This window comes from Staphylococcus microti, from assembly GCF_000934465.1.
Taxonomy (GTDB): domain Bacteria; phylum Bacillota; class Bacilli; order Staphylococcales; family Staphylococcaceae; genus Staphylococcus; species Staphylococcus microti.
In genome coordinates this window covers 1-19,327 of record NZ_JXWY01000034.1, presented here as the reverse complement: position 1 = coordinate 19,327, position 19,327 = coordinate 1, and the positions used below count along the sequence as shown (strand labels likewise).

At 37.5% G+C, this 19,327-nt stretch carries 20 protein-coding genes and 2 other annotated features; of the genes, 1 reads left to right on the top strand and 19 read right to left on the bottom strand.

What is annotated here, in order from left to right:
• Positions 1–106 precede the first annotated feature (106 nt).
• From secDF to TP70_RS05650, 18 genes are all read right to left on the bottom strand, one after another.
• Positions 107–2,386, bottom strand: coding sequence for a protein translocase subunit SecDF (gene secDF / locus TP70_RS05735; protein WP_044360241.1), 2,280 nt, complete (start codon positions 2,384–2,386; stop codon positions 107–109).
• Positions 2,387–2,619: 233 nt separating this feature from the next.
• A complete protein-coding gene (gene yajC / locus TP70_RS05730) occupies positions 2,620–2,883 on the bottom strand; it encodes a preprotein translocase subunit YajC (protein ID WP_044360240.1) in 264 nt (87 codons plus the stop codon).
• A 15-nt stretch (positions 2,884–2,898) separates the two neighbouring features.
• On the bottom strand, positions 2,899–4,038 hold the full coding sequence (gene tgt / locus TP70_RS05725) for a tRNA guanosine(34) transglycosylase Tgt (RefSeq protein WP_044360239.1): 1,140 nt from the start codon (positions 4,036–4,038) through the stop codon (positions 2,899–2,901).
• Between the two features lie 17 nt (positions 4,039–4,055).
• Positions 4,056–5,081 carry a tRNA preQ1(34) S-adenosylmethionine ribosyltransferase-isomerase QueA gene (gene queA, locus TP70_RS05720; RefSeq protein ID WP_044360238.1) on the bottom strand — a complete coding sequence of 342 codons (1,026 nt, stop codon included), beginning with the start codon at positions 5,079–5,081 and terminating at the stop codon, positions 4,056–4,058.
• Between the two features lie 12 nt (positions 5,082–5,093).
• Positions 5,094–6,092: a Holliday junction branch migration DNA helicase RuvB gene (gene ruvB / locus TP70_RS05715; protein ID WP_044360237.1), complete on the bottom strand. Its 999-nt coding sequence runs from the start codon at positions 6,090–6,092 to the stop codon at positions 5,094–5,096.
• Between the two features lie 10 nt (positions 6,093–6,102).
• Positions 6,103–6,702: a Holliday junction branch migration protein RuvA gene (ruvA, locus tag TP70_RS05710; protein ID WP_044360236.1), complete on the bottom strand. Its 600-nt coding sequence runs from the start codon at positions 6,700–6,702 to the stop codon at positions 6,103–6,105.
• 13 nt (positions 6,703–6,715) lie between these two features.
• On the bottom strand, positions 6,716–7,159 hold the full coding sequence (locus TP70_RS05705; protein ID WP_044360235.1) for an ACT domain-containing protein: 444 nt from the start codon (positions 7,157–7,159) through the stop codon (positions 6,716–6,718).
• 23 nt (positions 7,160–7,182) lie between these two features.
• A complete protein-coding gene (obgE, locus tag TP70_RS05700) occupies positions 7,183–8,472 on the bottom strand; it encodes a GTPase ObgE (RefSeq protein ID WP_044360234.1) in 1,290 nt (429 codons plus the stop codon).
• A gap of 237 nt (positions 8,473–8,709) precedes the next feature.
• Positions 8,710–8,994, bottom strand: a complete 285-nt coding sequence (gene rpmA / locus TP70_RS05695; RefSeq protein ID WP_014613716.1) for a 50S ribosomal protein L27 — start codon at positions 8,992–8,994, stop codon at positions 8,710–8,712.
• A gap of 10 nt (positions 8,995–9,004) precedes the next feature.
• Positions 9,005–9,325, bottom strand: coding sequence for a ribosomal-processing cysteine protease Prp (locus tag TP70_RS05690; protein WP_044360230.1), 321 nt, complete (start codon positions 9,323–9,325; stop codon positions 9,005–9,007).
• A 3-nt stretch (positions 9,326–9,328) separates the two neighbouring features.
• A complete protein-coding gene (rplU, locus tag TP70_RS05685) occupies positions 9,329–9,637 on the bottom strand; it encodes a 50S ribosomal protein L21 (protein WP_044360228.1) in 309 nt (102 codons plus the stop codon).
• Between the two features lie 12 nt (positions 9,638–9,649).
• Positions 9,650–9,722: a sequence feature (ribosomal protein L21 leader region), on the bottom strand.
• Between the two features lie 35 nt (positions 9,723–9,757).
• Positions 9,758–10,276, bottom strand: coding sequence for a rod shape-determining protein MreD (gene mreD / locus TP70_RS05680; protein WP_044360227.1), 519 nt, complete (start codon positions 10,274–10,276; stop codon positions 9,758–9,760).
• Entirely contained in the window at positions 10,276–11,112 is an 837-nt protein-coding gene (gene mreC / locus TP70_RS05675; protein ID WP_044360225.1) for a rod shape-determining protein MreC, read from the bottom strand. The genes mreD and mreC overlap by 1 nt, the downstream gene beginning before the upstream one ends.
• 189 nt (positions 11,113–11,301) lie before the next feature.
• The gene (locus TP70_RS05670; RefSeq protein WP_240626983.1) at positions 11,302–11,784 is read right to left on the bottom strand and encodes a DUF4930 family protein; all 483 of its coding nucleotides are present in this window, start codon (positions 11,782–11,784) and stop codon (positions 11,302–11,304) included.
• 454 nt (positions 11,785–12,238) lie between these two features.
• Positions 12,239–12,922, bottom strand: coding sequence for a RadC family protein (radC, locus tag TP70_RS05665; protein ID WP_044360221.1), 684 nt, complete (start codon positions 12,920–12,922; stop codon positions 12,239–12,241).
• The gene (locus TP70_RS05660) at positions 12,919–13,635 is read right to left on the bottom strand and encodes a prepilin peptidase (protein ID WP_052502881.1); all 717 of its coding nucleotides are present in this window, start codon (positions 13,633–13,635) and stop codon (positions 12,919–12,921) included. Before TP70_RS05660 ends, radC begins: the two co-directional genes overlap by 4 nt.
• 193 nt (positions 13,636–13,828) lie before the next feature.
• Positions 13,829–15,094 (bottom strand): bifunctional folylpolyglutamate synthase/dihydrofolate synthase, encoded by a 1,266-nt coding sequence (locus TP70_RS05655; protein ID WP_044360219.1) that lies wholly within the window; start codon positions 15,092–15,094, stop codon positions 13,829–13,831.
• Positions 15,095–15,105: 11 nt separating this feature from the next.
• Entirely contained in the window at positions 15,106–17,736 is a 2,631-nt protein-coding gene (locus TP70_RS05650; protein WP_044360218.1) for a valine--tRNA ligase, read from the bottom strand.
• A 39-nt stretch (positions 17,737–17,775) separates the two neighbouring features.
• Positions 17,776–17,991, bottom strand: a binding site (T-box leader).
• Between the two features lie 55 nt (positions 17,992–18,046).
• Here TP70_RS05650 and TP70_RS05645 point away from each other — a divergent pair.
• The gene (locus tag TP70_RS05645) at positions 18,047–18,598 is read left to right on the top strand and encodes a DNA-3-methyladenine glycosylase I (RefSeq protein ID WP_044360217.1); all 552 of its coding nucleotides are present in this window, start codon (positions 18,047–18,049) and stop codon (positions 18,596–18,598) included.
• Positions 18,599–18,605: 7 nt separating this feature from the next.
• On the opposite strand, the gene TP70_RS05640 is transcribed toward TP70_RS05645, so the two are convergent.
• Positions 18,606–19,217: an AbrB family transcriptional regulator gene (locus TP70_RS05640; protein ID WP_276307501.1), complete on the bottom strand. Its 612-nt coding sequence runs from the start codon at positions 19,215–19,217 to the stop codon at positions 18,606–18,608.
• Positions 19,218–19,327: the final 110 nt, after the last annotated feature.

Genomic DNA, 19,327 nt, shown 5'->3' with positions numbered 1-19,327 from the left:
CCTCTTTCCACAAACCGTATTATATCGAAAAGTACGCCAAATAAAAAGTAGCATGCAAAAAGCCATGTGCTATTTCCTTACAATAACACATGACTTTTTTGTTTGCTTATACTAATACTTTTTCTTCGTTTGTACGTTTACGTTTGTATACGACTAATTTATGATTGTCAGATTTACGTAACTCGCGTTTTTTCAACATGCCCCATAATGGTACAGCAATGAAAATAGATGAGTATACACCAGATACTAAACCGATTAATAATGCTAAGGAGAAGTTGAAAATACTTGATGCACCAAAAATTAATAATGCAACAACGACTACAATAACGGTTAACACAGTATTAATCGAACGTGTTAATGTTTGACGAATAGAACTATTAACAATGTAGTCAATTTGTTCTTCTTTCGTAATCACTTTGACGTTTGCCAACATTTCACGCACACGGTCAAATGTAACGATTGTATCATTGATCGAATAACCAATAATCGTTAATACCGCAGCAATAAATGTAATATCTACTTCTAGACGTAATAAACTAAATACGGCAATAATCATAAACGCATCGTGTAATAGCGAGATGATAGATGAAATACCCATGCGCCACTCGAAACGTAGCGTGATGTAGATAATCATACCAATTGACGCAAGCACAACAGCTAACATCGCATTTTTCGCTAACTCTTGACCAATGGTTGGTGACACTGTATTGACAGATGGATCTGCATTGTATGCGTCATTTAACGTTGATTTCAATTTAGAAATTTCTTCTTTCGTTAAATCACGTTTGTATTGCATTGATGCATTTTGTTCTTTGTCGCCACCGATAGACATTTGATTTGGTTTTAAGTCGATATCTTCCATTTTCTTTTCGATTTCCGTTTGTTTTAAACGTTGTTCAGCTTGGAAATCAACACGTGTACCAGATGTGAAATCAATACCTAAATTCAATTTGAAAATAGAGATAATCACAACACCTGCGATAATGACAATACCACTTAATGCAAATAATGGTTTCGCCAACTTCATAAAGTCGATTTTATCGTACGGTGTATGAAGGTCAGGTACATCATAGCCTTCATTAATATCATGAATATCTTTCTTTCTCACACCAAACAACCACATTTTTTTCTTGAAGAAGTTTGAATGTACGAGTAACGATAACAGAATACGTGTTAAGAATACAGCTGTTACGAAACTCATAAGAATAGCTAGCAAGAGCATTGTCGCGAAACCTTTAACAGAGCTTTCCCCGAAGAAGAACAATACAGTTGCCGCTAAAACAGTCGTTAAGTTGGCATCTAAAATGGTAATAAACGAACTTTTATTCGCTTTGCTATATGCTTGTTTAAGCGTTCGACCGATGCGTATTTCATCTTTAATACGCTCGTACATAATGATGTTCGCATCGACAGCCATCCCAACACCTAACACGAGGGCTGCCAAACCTGGAAGTGTTAACACACCACCGATAAAGTTAAACGCCACCATTGTTAAGTAAATATATGTTGTTAACGTGATAACCGCAATTGCACCCGGAATATGGTAGAACACCAACATAAATGCAAAGATAATACCGACACCTAAAATTGAGGCGAAAATCGTTTTATCCAATGCATCTTGACCGAATTGTGCCCCGACAGAAGTTGAATAGATTTCTTTCAAGTTAACTGGTAATGAACCTGAATTTAACAGGTCAGCAATTTGTTTCGCTTCAGCAATACCATCTTCACCTTGGAAACCACCTGAAATTTCTACACTTTCAGAGTCAATCGCTTGTTCTACAGATGCAGCCGAAATATATTTTGGATCTTCTTTGACTTTTTCATCTTCGTAGCTATCACCTTTTTTGAAGTCTAGCCATACGACCATGACATTCTCATCTTTTTTAGAAATTTCTTCTGTCACTTTCGCAAATTTTTTGCTGTCTTTTAATTTAAACGTAACAGCGGGCGCATTCGTATTTTGCTTGAATTCTTGTTTCGCTGAGCCTTGAACTAAGTCTTTCCCCGTAAGTAATACTTTATCATCTGCATCACGAATCGTTAAATTCGCTTGTGATGATAAGATTTTACGTGCTTGACTTTGATCTTTAACACCCGCTAATTGCACACGAATACGGTTCTTATCTTCTACTTGAATTTTAGGTTCTGAAACTCCTAATACATTGACACGTCTTTCCAACGTCTTAGCAGTGGACTCAACTGCTGTACTGTCAATCTTATCTCCTTTTTCAAGAGGATCTACTTGGTAAAGGACTTCAAACCCACCTTGTAAATCGAGCCCTAGGCTAACATCTTTGATTACATTTTTATACGTCGACGCCATCATACCGAATAGCAATGCGACGAGCACGAAAAATGCAACCAACCTACTTGCTTTTTTCACAAAAACACCTCATTTATCTATACTTCTTATTGAAATTCATGTCTGCGGATGTTATCACTTAAAAAATATGTCTGACATGCCTCTCAATCAACATGTACTATCATATCAAATTCAAGTTGATTCGTAAAAATATTGCAGTATCTTACCTTTTATTGCCGTAAAAACGATAGAAGCTGGGACAACGTCATATTGTCCCAGCCGTTATTTATACATGGCATTGCATGTATATGATTTTATGATGGGTCAACTTGCTTAATTGCTTGTTTTTCAAATGAAAGCTCAGTGCCTTTACCATTCACTGTAATAACAGCTGTTGTTTCATCTACAGCACGAACAGTTCCTTTGATACCGCCGATAGTTGTAACACGTTGACCTGCTTGTAATTGTTCTACCATTTCACGATGCTCTTTCGCACGTTTTTGTTGTGGACGAATCATAAAGAACCACATTACAACAAATAATAGTATAAGTGGCAATAAACTAATAACCGAAGACATAAATCAAACTCCTATCTAGAAATTTTTTGGATTTTCGACATTAAGACCATATTGTTCAAAAAATTCTTCTTTAAAATCTAAAAGACGATCTTCTCGAATAGCTTGTCTAATGTTCTCCATTAATTTTAACAGAAAATGTAAGTTGTGATAAGTAGTAAGGCGTATACCAAACGTTTCATCCGCTTTTATTAAATGACGTAAATAGGCACGCGTATAATTTTTACATGTATAACAATCACAGTTTTCATCTAACGGTCTAAAATCATCTTTAAATTGCGCATTTTTTACGACGAGACGACCGTGTGACGTCATACATGTTCCGTTACGTGCAATACGTGTTGGTAATACACAGTCAAACATATCCATACCACGGATACTACATTCAATTAATGCATCTGGTGAACCAACACCCATTAGATAGCGTGGCTTATCTTCCGGCATAAATTGAACAGTATGTGACACCATGTCATACATCACTGGTTTTGGTTCTCCAACTGACAAACCACCAATCGCATAACCCGGAAAGTCGAGTGCTACAAGTGCTTCTGCAGATTGTTGACGAAGATCTTTATATTCGCCACCTTGGATAATTCCAAAAAGTGCTTGGTCTTCAGGACGTTGATGCGCTTTTTTACAACGCTCAGCCCATCTTGTTGTACGCTCTAAAGAGTCTTTAACGTACTTGTATTCAGCTGGCATAGGTGGACATTCGTCAAATGCCATAATAATATCTGAACCTAAGTCATTTTGAATTTTAATCGAATCTTCAGGTGATAAGAATAACTTAGAACCATTCGTATGGTGTCGGAATTCTACACCTTCTTCTGTAATTTTACGCAAGTTGCTCAAACTAAATACTTGGAAACCGCCTGAGTCAGTCAAAATTGGACCGTCCCAGTTCATAAACTTATGTAGTCCCCCTGCTTGCTTGACAATATCATTGCCCGGTTGTAGCCATAGGTGGTACGTGTTACCAAGTAATATTTTCGTATTCATCTGTTTTAATTCTTCTGGGCTCATCGTTTTAACCGTTGCTTTCGTTCCAACTGGCATAAACATCGGCGTTTCAAATGAACCGTGTGGTGTGTGAACAATACCGAGACGCGCACCTGATTGCTTACACGTTTTGATATGTTCGTATGTCACTGCTGGCATCCTGTTCTCTCCTATCATTAAATAATAATCATTGCATCGCCAAAGCTAAAGAAACGATAAGATGCTTTTACAGCATGTTCATACGCATTTAATACAAATTGGCGTGAACTAAATGCCGACACAAGCATAACGAGTGTTGATTTTGGCAAATGGAAGTTTGTAATGAGACCGTCCACTGCTTTAAATTCAAATCCCGGATAAATAAAAATATCTGTCCAACCACTCGTTGCAACAAATGCATCGTGATCGCGACGAATCGTTTCTAATGTACGTGTTGATGTCGTACCGACTGAAATAATACGATGCCCTTCAGCTTTTGTTTGATTTAATAAATCCGCTGTTTCTTGTGACATCATATAATATTCACTGTGCATTTCATGATCATCAATATTATCTACACTTACAGGACGAAACGTGCCTAATCCTACGTGTAATGTCACAAATGCAATGCGTACACCCATTTTTTGAACCTCTTCTAGTAGCGCATCGGTGAAATGTAGCCCGGCAGTCGGTGCCGCAGCAGAACCTGTTTCTTTTGCGTACACTGTTTGGTAACGATCTCTATCCTCTAAACGCTCTTTAATATACGGTGGTAACGGCATTTCTCCAAGTTCGTCCAAACGTTCTTGTAAAATCCCTTCATATTGCAAACGCATAATTCTACCACCTTGTTCACGTGTCTCAATGCATGTCGCAATAATTTTACCATCGCCAAAGCTTAAAGACTGTCCTTCTTTAATGCGCTTCGCAGGCTTCAAAAGTACTTCCCAATCGTTACCTTCCACTTGATTCAACATCAACATTTCAACTTGGGCATTTGTTTCAGTTTTTAAACCAATCAAGCGCGCCGGCATTACTTTCGTATCATTCAGCACAAGTGTATCGCCCGGCTGGAAGAAACGTAAAATATCTTTAAAATGTAAATCTTCAACAGCACCCGTTTGCTTATCAAGATGTAACAAACGACTCGTATCACGATCTTTTAACGGTGTTTGCGCAATTAAAGACTCCGGTAAATCATAATCAAATTGTTCTATATTCAACGTGCAAACTCCTCACTTTTGTGGATAATTGAAGTGCTCATAAGCAAATGGGGTCGCCTTTCGACCACGTGGTGTACGTTCAAGAAAACCTTTCTGAATAAGAAACGGTTCATACACATCCTCAATCGTCACACGTTCTTCCCCAATCGACACAGCAATTGTATCAAGACCAACTGGCCCACCACGATATTGTTCGATAATACATGCCATCATTTTATGGTCGATATAATCTAATCCTTGATCATCAACTTGCAATAGATGTAAAGCATGTTTCGTCGTTTCGATATAAATCATATCGTCTTGGTTTACCTGTTGGAAATCACGAATACGTTTCAATAAACGATTGGCAATCCTTGGCGTCCCACGACTACGCTTTGCAATTTCTCGAGCACTTTCTTTATCAATCGCAGTGCCTAGTACTTCTGCAGTACGCATAATAATATGCTGCAAATCATCTTCACTGTAATACTCCAACCGTAAATGTACACCGAAACGATCACGTAACGGGCCAGTCAAACTACCTGCACGTGTTGTCGCACCGACGAGTGTAAATGGTGGTAAGTCAATGCGAATACTCCGTGCTTCTTCTCCTTTACCTACAACAATATCTAAGAAGAAATCTTCCATAGCAGGATAAAGTACTTCTTCAACGACACTGCTGAGGCGATGAATTTCATCGATAAATAAAACATCGCCTGGTTGCAAGTTTGTAAGAATTGCAGCTAAATCACCCGGTCGCTCGATAGAAGGGCCGGATACCGTCCGCATATTGACACCCATTTCATTGGCAATAATATGGGATAACGTTGTTTTACCAAGTCCTGGCGGGCCAAACAATAAGACATGGTCTAAAGGTTCTTCACGTAACTTGGCAGCTTGAATAAACACCTCTAAATTCGACTTGATAGCAGATTGTCCAATGTATTGGCGTAAATATTCAGGGCGTAAAGATAATTCAAACGCATCATCAAATGTATTTTCATGTCCGTCCATCATACGGTCTTGATCCATAAGGCACCTCCTATCCTATCAATTGTTTCAATCCAAACTTCACAGCTTCGTCTACAGAATCAAACGTCTGTTTCTGCATCGCTTTCTCAACTTTTTGTAATTCACGTTTAGAATAACCTAACGCATCCAAAGCAAGCAACGCATCTTTATAAATAGGTTCACCTTGATTCATCTCAATCGTTAATTGGCCTTCATCAACCGTCGATTCAACGACCACTTTCCCTTTAAGGTCTAAAATGATTTGACGTGCTGTCTTTTTACCAATGCCAGGAAACTGTGTTAAATAGGTGTCGTCTTCTTGTTCAATCGCACGTTTAACTTGTGCCGGTGTGCTCGCAGCTAAAATAGCAAGCGCCGATTTCGGCCCAATGCCAGTTACCTTAATCAAGCTTAAAAACATCGACTTTTCTTCTTGATTGATAAACCCATACAACAATTGTGCATCTTCTCGTACGATTAATGACGTATACACGATGACTTGTTGTTGCAATTGGTTTTGAAAACGATATGAATTAGGTGTTTGTATTTCATAGCCGATGCCTGAAGAAGTTTCCACTACGATATGTGAAGGTTGAAGTTCCGTCACAGTACCACGTATATATGCATACATTTCACTCTACTCCTTACATGTTCATACCTATAATATCTACATTATAAACATAATCCATTTTGCGTAATTCATTAATAATCTCATACGCATTTAACGTTGCTTTACTTGCATTTAGCGATAACGTAATGGATGCTTTTTCATCAATAGGTACACTTTGATGAATCGTTAGCACAGAAAAGTTCAATGCTGATAGCTTTTCAAGTATGTGCGCTAAAATCCCAACCTTATCATTCACAAATAAAATAATCGTAAAAGCTTCTAAATCTTGTTTCATATCTTCGAGCGGAAAAATCGTATCTCGATATTTATAAAACGCACTTCGAGAACAATCGTGTAGTACAACCGCCTCTTGCACGGTCATCGCTGGATTCTCTTTCAATGAAGCTTTCACTTTTAAAACTTTCTCAACTACATATGGCAAAACATCTTCACGAATTAAATAAAATTTCGGTTTCATCCTGTCGTCCCCTTATCCGATTCTTATTCAATAAATTCAAATTCTCCGCCAAGAATTCGGACAATATCGCCATTTTCCGCACCACGCTCACGCAATGCATCATCAATACCCATCGAACGCATTTGACGTGCAAAACGACGTACCGCTGGATCACTGTTGAAATCAGTCATCTTGAACATACGCTCAATTGCGTTACCGCTCACAACATATGCACCATCGTCATCGCGTGTAATTTCAAACTTATCTTGAGACGGTGTATGTTTGTATAGAACACGGTTTGTTTCATCCGCTTTTTCCTCTTCATTAAAGTCGATGTCTTTGACTTCTTCTAACGTATTCGCAATCGTATATAACAACTGGTCAATATTTTCTCTCGTATATGAAGAAATTGGCACAACAGGTACATCAGAACCTAATTGTTCTTTAAAAAGTTCCAGTTGTTCAGCAGCTTCTGGAATATCCATCTTGTTCGCAACGACAATTTGTGGACGCTCTTCTAAACGGTGTTGATACGCTTTCAACTCATGATTAATCGTTTGGTAATCTTCAAAAGGATCTCGCCCCTCCATACCACTCATATCAATCACATGCACAATAACTTTCGTACGTTCAACGTGACGTAAAAATTGATGACCTAAACCAACACCTTCAGACGCACCTTCAATAAGACCTGGTAAGTCCGCTAGTACGAAACTGCGTTGATCCGGTGTAACAACCACACCGAGGTTGGGTTGAATCGTTGTAAAATGATAAGCACCAATTTTCGGTTTTGCTTTAGAAACAATCGATAACAATGTTGACTTACCAACACTTGGAAACCCAACTAAACCAACATCCGCTAAAAGTTTCAATTCAAGCACAACTTCTAACTCCTCACCCGGTTCACCATTTTCACTAAAGTCTGGTGCAGGGTTTTTAGGCGTCGCAAAACGAGAGTTACCACGACCACCACGGCCACCTTTCGCAATCACTGCGCGTTGACCATGTTCTACTAAGTCGGCTAACGTTTGCTCCGTTTCCACGTCTTTAACAATCGTACCGGGCGGCACTTTCAACACAAGGTCCTCAGCATTTTTACCATGCATATTACTACTTTGACCGTTTTCGCCTTTTTTCGCCTTAAATTGGCGTTGATATCTAAAGTCCATTAAAGTTCTTAATCCTTCATCTACTTCAAACACAACTGACGCACCACGACCGCCATCGCCACCTGCTGGACCACCAAACGGTACATATTTTTCACGACGATACGCCGTAATACCATTACCACCGTCACCGGCCTTTAAAAATATTTTGACTTGATCGACAAACATCCAGTTCACCTCTTTTACATTTCTATTTAATACGTGTAGGCATGGATAAAATTTTCATGATAAGCAAAAGCTCATGATATTTGACACTATTAATGATGTCATACTTCTGTTTATAACCTACACAATGCCATTTATTATCATAAGATATATTAGCGGGATAGTGAACTAAAAAGCTAAAAAATCCCCACCTAATAAATAAACACCAGAAGTTACCTTCTGGTGTTAAATGACGACAAATTATTCAGCAACTGCGTATACAGATACTTGTTTTTTGTCGCGACCTTTACGTTCAAATTTAACAACGCCATCGATTTTAGCGAATAATGTATCATCGCCACCGCGACCTACGTTTTCACCTGGGTAAATCTTAGTTCCACGTTGACGGAATAAGATTGAACCACCTGTAACGAATTGTCCATCAGCACGTTTAGCACCAAGGCGTTTTGATTCAGAGTCACGTCCGTTCTTTGTAGAACTTACCCCTTTTTTAGATGCGAAAAATTGTAAGTTTAATTTTAGCATGAGTTACACCTCACTTTAGATTTAATTTAATAAAATCACTATATTCGTCTTCAATTGTTTGTAGAGATATGAGCATCGCTTGCATAATGAGCTGCGCTTGTTCATTGTTTGTATCAACACTTCTTACATGAAAGTAGCCACCATCGTCATCGTAATCAATATCCGGTCTTTCAGATGTCAAACCGAGGATTGCATTCACGCTTCCAAAAAGTACCGCAGATGCACCTGCACATACGATATCAGAGCCGTGTTCAGCAAAATCAGCGTGTCCATCCATCACAATATCAGTGACGCGACCTTCTTCGTTTAACGTGATATCAACATTAATCATATATTAAGCGTTAATTTTTTCAATCGTAAGCTTTGTATAAGGCTGACGATGACCTTTTTTGCGTTTAGAGTCTTTACGACGACGGTATGTGAATACTGTAATTTTTTTACCGCGACCTTGTTTGTTAACAGTCGCTGTAACTGTTGCACCTTCAACTGTTGGCGCACCAACTTTAACAGCATCTCCACCTACAAAAAGGACTTTATCAAAAGTGAAAGTGTCACCTTCGTTTACGTCTAATTTCTCAACGTAAATCTCTTGACCTTCTTCAACTTTGATTTGTTTTCCACCTGTTTCGATAATAGCAAACATACTTTGCACCTCCTAAATTTTAAGTCACGCCATATATAGGTGACATTACGTTCTTAAACCCATATTTGAGCGGTTGTATGTAGCTATAAACTACTCAACTATTGAATCATAACACTCTGATTATTTGATGTCAATACTTGTCTTCACTTTTGTTTTTCTTTCAAGAATGGCATATGCAAAAATAAGTAGCAGTCCATTTAGTAACAGTGTCGGCAGTAATCTTAACGTTAAAAATGGTAGAATATGAAAATCAATCAAACCTAATACATGGTACAGCACAACAACGAAAATTTCTAAAAAGACAATGCCAAGTAGAATCATCCAGTAAACCATCACATGGTCTCTAAAAAATACTTTCAAAAACTTATCCGCAATTAAAATAGAGAGTAAGTAGCCGAATAAGTAGAGACCATAAATTTGACCGAAGTATAAATCTTGTACGATACCAAGTAATGTTCCGAGCACAAGTGCAGTACTTGTATTTCTATACACTGTTATCAAAATAAGAAACAAAAATACAAGATGTGGTACAAGAATAAACTTAACATGACCGACTGCAATGGGTGACAGAAAAGTAAGCAACGTATCTAGGTAAAAACAAAGCAATACACCGAGCACATAATAAATAGCTTTTTTCATTACTTGTCTTCCCCTTCATCATCAGCAAGTGTTTTAGGATCTCTTTTAGCAACATAGACATGCAAAATTTGATTTAAGTTCGCCCCTGTTTTAATAGAGACTTGCTTAGACAATCCATATTGGTCATTTTGAACTTTTTCTACCTCGCCGACATAAAGTCCTTTTGGCAATTGATTAACCAACCCACTTGTGACAACTTTGTCGCCTTTTTTAACGTCATCATTGTTATCAATATCACTAATAATCAAACGGTCATTCTTTTCATCAAAATGGTCGATCAAACCGAAAACTTCATTTGAATCATGTAGTACATTTACTGACAAGCGATTCAAACGACCTTTCGTTGATATAATGTTCACTTGTGATGAAAACTGGTTCACTTTACTCACTTGTCCGACTAAACCTTCCGTCGTCATAACAGCCATATTCGGCTTAATGCCATCTTTTGCCCCTTTATCAATCACGAGCGTATTAATCCATTGATCTGGTTGACGTGCAATGACAGCTGCAGAAACAGGCTCATATTTTGATATATCACCCATATCAAGTTCTTTCTTAAGCTTTTCATTTTCTGCTTTTAAACGCTGATTATCCGCCTCAAGTTGTTTCGTTTGATTCGTGGCAGGTTGTCTATCCTCGAAGAAGTTCGCAATGGATCCTGTGACGATATGCATCGGATATGAAAACGCACGCTGTCCGAACGAAGCCGTATCACTGACATATTGTTCAGGCACTGATTGAACATTTGATCTTATCGACAAACCAATCAAGCCAATAAATAAAATTAATGCACAAAACAACACTACTAATTTGTTGTTTCTAAAAAAATTGGACAACCTCAACACCTCAAGTTACATGTATTTGTTTGTATCTCTATATTTTATATCACTCCAATTATTAAATAAAGTAGCAAAGTCGTATTTTCGAAAAGCATATGACAGAAATCTCTATTTTTTTAAGATTTAGTCGCCCTAAACGCCTAAGAAAAACTTTATTAATTGCATGAATACATGCTTATAATATCTTTATTCATTCGTACGATCTTCTGCTGCTTGGAATGATTCAGCTGGCAGCAAATTCATGGGGTGCCCCAATTGATACAGGTCATACTGCATATCATGTTCAGTCGTATAAACACGCATCGTATCATCACCAAAACGATATAAAATAAATTGTGTGTTTTGTTCAGCAACTAAGTATGTATCATCATATGCCATACGCTGCAGTTGATTGACTTGTGCGAACTCATATTTATCAATCCAATCGAACACATGACGACTTTGACTCTTCGGAATATTACGGAATATATCATTTTCTTCAAGCACATAACTTTGACCTTCCATTGGCACAGCAAAGCCAGATTCATCGACTTCTTGAACAACTTCTTGCTCATTTAATGGATTCCATGCTTGGTCTTTAACACCCGGCAAAAATTTTAATGAAACGAAAATAAGGATTGCTAACAAAACTAAGACAATCAAAGCTTTTATGATACGTTTGATATGCACCAATTCAATCCCTCCAAAATTTATCGTGCAATTGGGAGCGAGACAAAAACTTTCGTAATCACCACCCTCAATACATACTCTTTCATTATACAGAATTCAAGATTTCGATTCATCATACTAAGGTACGATAGTCTATTATGCTTAAGTATGATGAAAGTTCTATGTATTTTCTGTAAAATATGAAATAAGGGAGGCATCTATATGAGCTGGATTACTTTATTTTTAATTATACTGTTAATCATTTTAATCATACGATTTAGTTTCACGTTATTAAAATGGGTGATAAAAATTGGATTGTTCTTGCTAGTGCTATATTTAGGCTATCAATTATTTTTATGGCTTGTTCAACTCTTGCAATTATAATGGACGATTATATGGCTATCCATTTTTTATAAATTGAATGAATGACTACGGGACGTTGATAGCGTATCAATTCGCCCGTTTTTTTATATTTTCATTCAATATTGTAGTCGCTCATAATTGAGATATACTTATGGTCACCGATGATGATATGATCTAAAACATCAATGCCCATTGCTTCGCCACAAGACACTAAGCGTTGTGTTGTTTGAATATCCGCTTGCGATGGTGTCGGGTCCCCTGATGGGTGATTGTGTACAACAATCATCGCATGTGCAGACCACTTAACCGCTTCTTTAAACACTTCTCGCGGATGAATAATGGCACTATTCAATGTCCCGATAAATATTGTTTTTTGATATATCACTTGATGTTTGGTGTTTAATAATAAGACGACGAAATGCTCCTGCGTATAGCCACTCATTAAATCATACATTTTTTCAGCAACTTGCTGTGGTTCTTTAATCGGATCAGATAAATAAACTTGTCGCTCCTCCTTAACTCTTCCTCCGAGTTCAATTGCGGCCTTTAAAGTCACCGCTTTATTCATACCAATACCTTTGATTGATGTGAGTTCAACCATAGAAAGTGATCTCAGTCGATCGAGTGTTTGATAGGTACTCATCAGTTGTGTTGCTAATTGTAAACTGGAACACCCCAAATGACCTGTATTCAACAAAATCGCAATTAACTCTGTGTTTGATAGAACATGTACCCCTTTCGTAATAAGACGTTCTTTCGGTTTTTCTTGCTCACTTAATTCATAAATACGACTCATATAAACCCTCCTACAATTGTGATAATAACTGGATATGACAGGGAAACGACAATAAAACTTAAACTAATAGCAGGTACGAGTGGGATATAAGGTAACTTCAGTAAACGGCAATAATATAGAAGTGGCAATAAAAGCACGCCAATCGGAAACGTCAACCATATTACAAATACCATAAAAGGCGCTGGTAAAAATAACGCAAGTACAAGAAGCAGTTTAAAATCGCCCATTCCAATTACGCGATAAAGACAAAAACTTGAAATAATAAGCAACGCAATCACATATATTTGACTGTGCGTGATACTAAATGGCATGTGTAACAAGAAGTTTGTAACAAGGCACACAAAGAGGAAACGATGTGGGACGATTAAATATTGAATATCTATCATTGATAAAGCAAGTAATAAAAAGGTAATCATATAAAAAACGGACGTATCAATATAAAGCGGGTATATAAAAGGAATCACTGCAATGAGTCCTCCGAGTATTTCAGCAATTAACAACTTTCTAGGAATCAACGCCTGACAATACCGGCACTTTCCTTTTAACATTATGTAACTGCCAATCGGCATTAAATCTCGCCAATTTAAAACGTGGTTACATGATGAACATTTCGAGCGTTCAAGCAGCATACGAAAACATAACTGTCGCACATCCGCAATGTGCATAAGAAAACTCATCACTGCGCTTCCCAGTATAAAAACGATAACAATCATGAAATCCACTCCTCACTACAATCTCCTTTCTATATGGACAAGATTATAAACGGGCACAAATAAAAACGTCAAATCCATAAAAACCAAAATAAAGAGCAATATGCAGAAGTTTTTATAACATTCTAAATATCGCTCTTTCATACAATGAGACGTGATGCATGTTCACACAATTTTTTGCGTCTCAATTCATATTTTAATTGTAACCAAGTTTTGCTTTTACTTCACTGATGAAATACAAGCTACCTGTAATCAATAATGCATCTCCTTGATAATTTTGAATGAAGTTCACATAGTCATCCACCATTGATTTATGGTCACTTTCAATCTCAGCATATAACTTTTCCATCGGTAATGCCTTAGGAAAATTAAAGTGTGTTACATAAATATGTTGTGCGATTTCATCAAAAGCTTGAAGCATATGATGAATTGGTTTGCCGTCTATCGCTGAAAATAAAACATCTACTTTTTCAAGATGATAATATTTTTCGATCGTATCGACTAATGCATCTACACTTTCTTGATTATGGGCACCATCAAGAATAATGAGTGGGTCTGTGGACACACGTTCAATTCTACCTCGCCAATTGACAAGTTCAATGCCGTCAATCATTTTATTAAAGTCGATGCGAATCAAACCTTGTTCGTTTAATTCAATCAACGCAGTAATGGCAAGTGCCGCATTTTCTTTTTGATGTTCCCCTAGCATGTTTAATGCAATGTTTTCAAGTTCATAATCTTTGTAACGATACGTAAACTCGTCTGCTTCTGAAACAATTAAAATATCTCTATCAAATTCTAATGCTTTGGCATCGCGTTTTTCTGCCGTATCACGAATAAGCTTCAAAGCTTCTTCGTTTTTGACTGCATAGACAACAGGTACCCCTTCTTTAATAATGGCACTTTTATCTCTCGCAATATCCAAATACGTATTACCTAAAATGTCCGTATGGTCTAAACCGATACTTGTTAAAATACTTAACACCGGTTTAATGACGTTCGTTGAATCATTTTTAACGCCTAAGCCCGCTTCTACAATGACGAAATCAACCGGATGTATTTCTCCAAAATAGAGATACATCATCGTTGTAATAATCTCAAATTCTGTTGCAACACCTAACTCCGTTTCTTCATCCATTGCTTCACTGACCGGTTTTACGCGTTTAACTAACTCCACAATTTCATCATTAGAGATGGGCGCACCGTTTAAACTGATGCGCTCATTAAATGATTCAATGTAAGGCGATGTGAAAGTACCTACTTCATAGTCGTTTTTCAACAAAGCATCTCGTAAGTATGCGACTGTAGAGCCTTTCCCATTTGTACCACCGACATGAATGGCTTGAATATGCTGTTCCGGATTGCCTAGGCGTTGTAACATCCATTCCATACGTTTGACACCTGGTTTAATACCAAACTTCGTACGCTCATGAATCCAATATAAGCTATCAAGATAATTCATAGTTTAAACTCCTAAGCTTTTAATTGTTCAATACGTGCTTTCACACCATCATATTTTTCTTGGTATTTCGATTGTTTGTCACGCTCTTCTTGAATGACTTTTTCTGGGGCTTTTTGAACAAAGTTTTCGTTCGCTAATTTCTTATTAACGCGATCAAGTTCTTTTTGCCATTTATCTAAGTCTTTTTCCAAACGTGCGATTTCTTTATCCATGTCAATTAAACCTTCAAGCGGTAAAATGACTTCACCCGCTGCAACAACAGATGTCATCGCTTTTTCAGGAATTGTCACTTCCGTATCAATTGTTAATCTGCTTGGATTACAGAAACGTTCTAAATAACCTTTATTATCTAAAAGCAATTGTTGAATTGTTGCATTCTTAGCTTGGATAATAATTGGAATTTCTTTTGATAATGGTGTATTTACTTCTAGACGTGATTGACGTACTGATTTAATAATTTCAACTAATTGTTCCATCACATCTTTACTTTCTGGGAACATCAATTCGTCATTCACTGTTGGCCATTCACTTGTCACGATTGACTCACCTTGATGTGGTAAGTTTTGCCAAATATGTTCAGTGACGAACGGCATAAATGGATGTAACAGACGCATAATGCGATCTAACGTATAGCTTAATACAGAACGTGTCACATTTTTCTGAGCTTCATCGTCCCCATTCATAGGGATTTTACTCATTTCGATATACCAGTCACAGAACTCATCCCAAATGAAATTGTAAAGCGCACGGCCGACTTCACCGAATTCATATTTATCGCTCAAATCTGTTACTGTTTCAATTGTTTCGTTCAAACGTGTTAAAATCCATTGATCTGCAACAGATAAGTTTTGTGATAAATCGATATCTTCAAATTTAAAATCTTCACCAATATTCATTAAGCTGAAACGTGCAGCATTCCAAATTTTGTTAATAAAGTTCCATACAGATTCAACTTTTTCTGTAGAATATCTTAAGTCATGACCTGGTGATGAACCTGTCGCTAAGAAGTAACGTAAGCTGTCTGCACCATATTGATCAATAACGTCCATTGGATCAACACCGTTACCTAGTGATTTACTCATTTTACGGCCATCTTCCGCACGCACTAAACCATGTAGTAGTACATCGTTAAATGGTTTTTGACCTGTAAATTCTAAACCTTGGAAAATCATACGTGCAACCCAGAAGAAAATGATGTCATATCCTGTTACTAAAACATTTGTTGGATAATAACGTTGATAGTCCGCTGCTTCTTCGTCTGGCCAATTTAACGTTGAGAATGGCCATAATGCACTTGAGAACCATGTGTCAAGAACATCTTCGTCTTGTGTCCAGTTTTCACTATCTTCTGGTGCTTCCATACCAACATACAATTCGCCTGTTTCATTATGATACCAAGCAGGAATTTGATGTCCCCACCAAAGTTGACGAGAAATCGTCCAGTCACGAATCTCTTCCATCCAACGATTAAATGTTTTTTCAAAGCGTGGTGGCACAAATTCAATACGGCCGTCTGTTTTTTGATTATCAAGTGCTTGTTGTGCAAGTGGCGCCATTTTTACGAACCATTGTGTTGATAAATACGGTTCAACAACTGCACCACTACGTTCAGAATGACCAACTGAGTGCATATGGTCTTCAATTTTAATAACAAGCCCTTCCGCTTCAAGGTCTTTCACTAATTGTTTACGACATTCAAAGCGATCCATACCTTCATATTTACCCGCTTTGTCATTCATATGACCTGATTCGTCCATTACGACAATGCGTTCTAAATCATGGCGATTTCCAATTTCAAAATCGTTCGGGTCATGCGCAGGTGTTACCTTCATCGCACCACTACCGAATTCTTTATCTACATAATCGTCCGCTAATACTGGTAACGTACGTCCAACAATAGGTAAAATAACTTCTTTCCCGATAATATCTTTGTATCTTTCATCATCTGGGTTAACAACAATCGCTGTATCGCCCAACATCGTTTCTGGACGAGTCGTTGCAATTTCAATATAACCATTGCCGTCCGCATATGGATATTTAAAATGATAAAACTTACCATTTACATCTTCATGAATCACTTCAATATCAGATAAAGCTGTACGCGCTTCTGGATCCCAGTTAATAATACGTTCGCCACGATAGATAAGTCCTTTATTATACATATCAACGAATACTTTACGTACCGCTTTGCTTAAACCATCGTCTAATGTAAAGCGTTCACGTGAATAATCTAAGCCAAGTCCAAGCTTCGCCCATTGTTTACGAATAAATGATGCGTATTCTTCTTTCCAGTCCCATGCTTTTTCAAGAAACTTCTCGCGACCGATGTCATGACGTGAAATCCCTTCTTCACGCATTTTCGCTTCTACTTTCGCTTGTGTTGCAATACCTGCATGGTCCATACCCGGTAAGTACAACGTATCATAACCTTGCATACGTTTCATACGTGTTAAAATATCTTGTAATGTTGTATCCCAAGCATGCCCTAAATGTAATTTACCTGTTACATTCGGCGGTGGAATAACAATTGTATATGTTGGTTTGTCAAGATCGCCGCTTGGTTTGAAACGCTCATGATCTAACCATTCTTGATAGCGTCCTGCTTCTACTTCTTGCGGATTATATTTTGTCTGCATGTCCATTTAAATCCCTCCATAAAAATAAAAAGAACACCTGTCCTGTAATAGGACGGATGTTCCGTGGTACCACCTATATTCAATAGATATTGTTTAACTAACTATTGCACTCATATGATTAACGCTCATGACACGCTCTAACCTACTGATTCAGCTAGAGAACGAGTGGGCTACCTTCAGTTAAAACTTATATGCATTTACACCGACCATGCACTCTCTTTAATAATATTCCAACCTACTCTTCCCAAATACTAATATTCTGTTTAACAATATAGTATAATGAAACATCTATGAAGTCAATACAGGAGTTGATGAAATGAACCCATGTGCCTTTGGAACAACAGATCCACTTTACATTCAATATCACGATAACGTTTGGGGTAAGCCGCTTTATGACTCGCAACAACTTTTTGAATTACTCGCGCTAGAATCTCAACATGCTGGCTTATCTTGGCTAACAATTTTAAAGAAAAAAGACGCTTATAAGGAAGCCTTTTTTCAATTTGATCCATACAATGTCGCGGAAATGACCGAAGCGGATATTGATGCATTACTCGATTTTCCAAACGTCATCCACCACCGTCAAAAGCTTGCAGCTATTGTTGCACAAGCACGTGGTTATATCGAAATCGAACGTGAGCATGGTAGCTTTAGCAAATTTTTATGGTCGTTTGTCGATGGTCAACCGATTGACTTTCAATATCGTACGCCAGACGAACGTATTACAGTTAATGAGACAGCTAAACAACTGTCTAAAGCTTTGAAGCAATACGGCTTTAAATTTATCGGCCCAGTAACCATTTTTTCATTTATGGAAGCAGCTGGCATGTATAATTCACATTTAATTGATTGTCCACATAGAAGTTAAATATTTGCTACTTTGAAACGTGCTTTTTTGAACGATATTTAAAATAAACATCAATGAGTGGTGCGATAAGCATGAGTATAAAGAAAATCCTAAAAATATGGAACGATGATACGATTGCGACGTCGGCACCTGTGTCTAATGCGACGAGCACAATTTGAGCCATTCCGCCGGGTGCTGCACCTAAAAAGATCGTATTCAGCGGAATGTGGTTCAAATATTGTATCCCCCAAACCATAAATAACGTTCCTGCAATTAATAAAATATTTTGGAAAGCAATCGCTAAGGCAATGCGCCCTTTCAATTGATCCGTTAAGTGCGCAATTTGAACACCGACACGCACCATATAAATGACTTGTGCAGCCGCAATAATTGGTGGGTCTAAAGTGAATATGCGTTCTGTTGTTAAATTCCAAATAATTAATACGACGATAGGTGCTAATAGCATTTTTGTAGGAAAATGGATTTGTTTCATCACAGCATAAACGACGATAATCCCTACAATCAGAATTGCAATATGTTCAATACGTAGTGTTTCAGTTAATAATGGCGTCTGAACAACACTTGACTTGGTTTCATGTTCCCCTTGAAATAAAAAGGCAAGCACAGGCACTAAAATAATAAACTGGACCCTATAGATTAGACACTAAAAAAAGAGTGTCGGTCTATAGGGTTATTTTAATGTATAATTTGAGTAACTACTCTAATGACTGAGAGGTGCAAATTGATGAG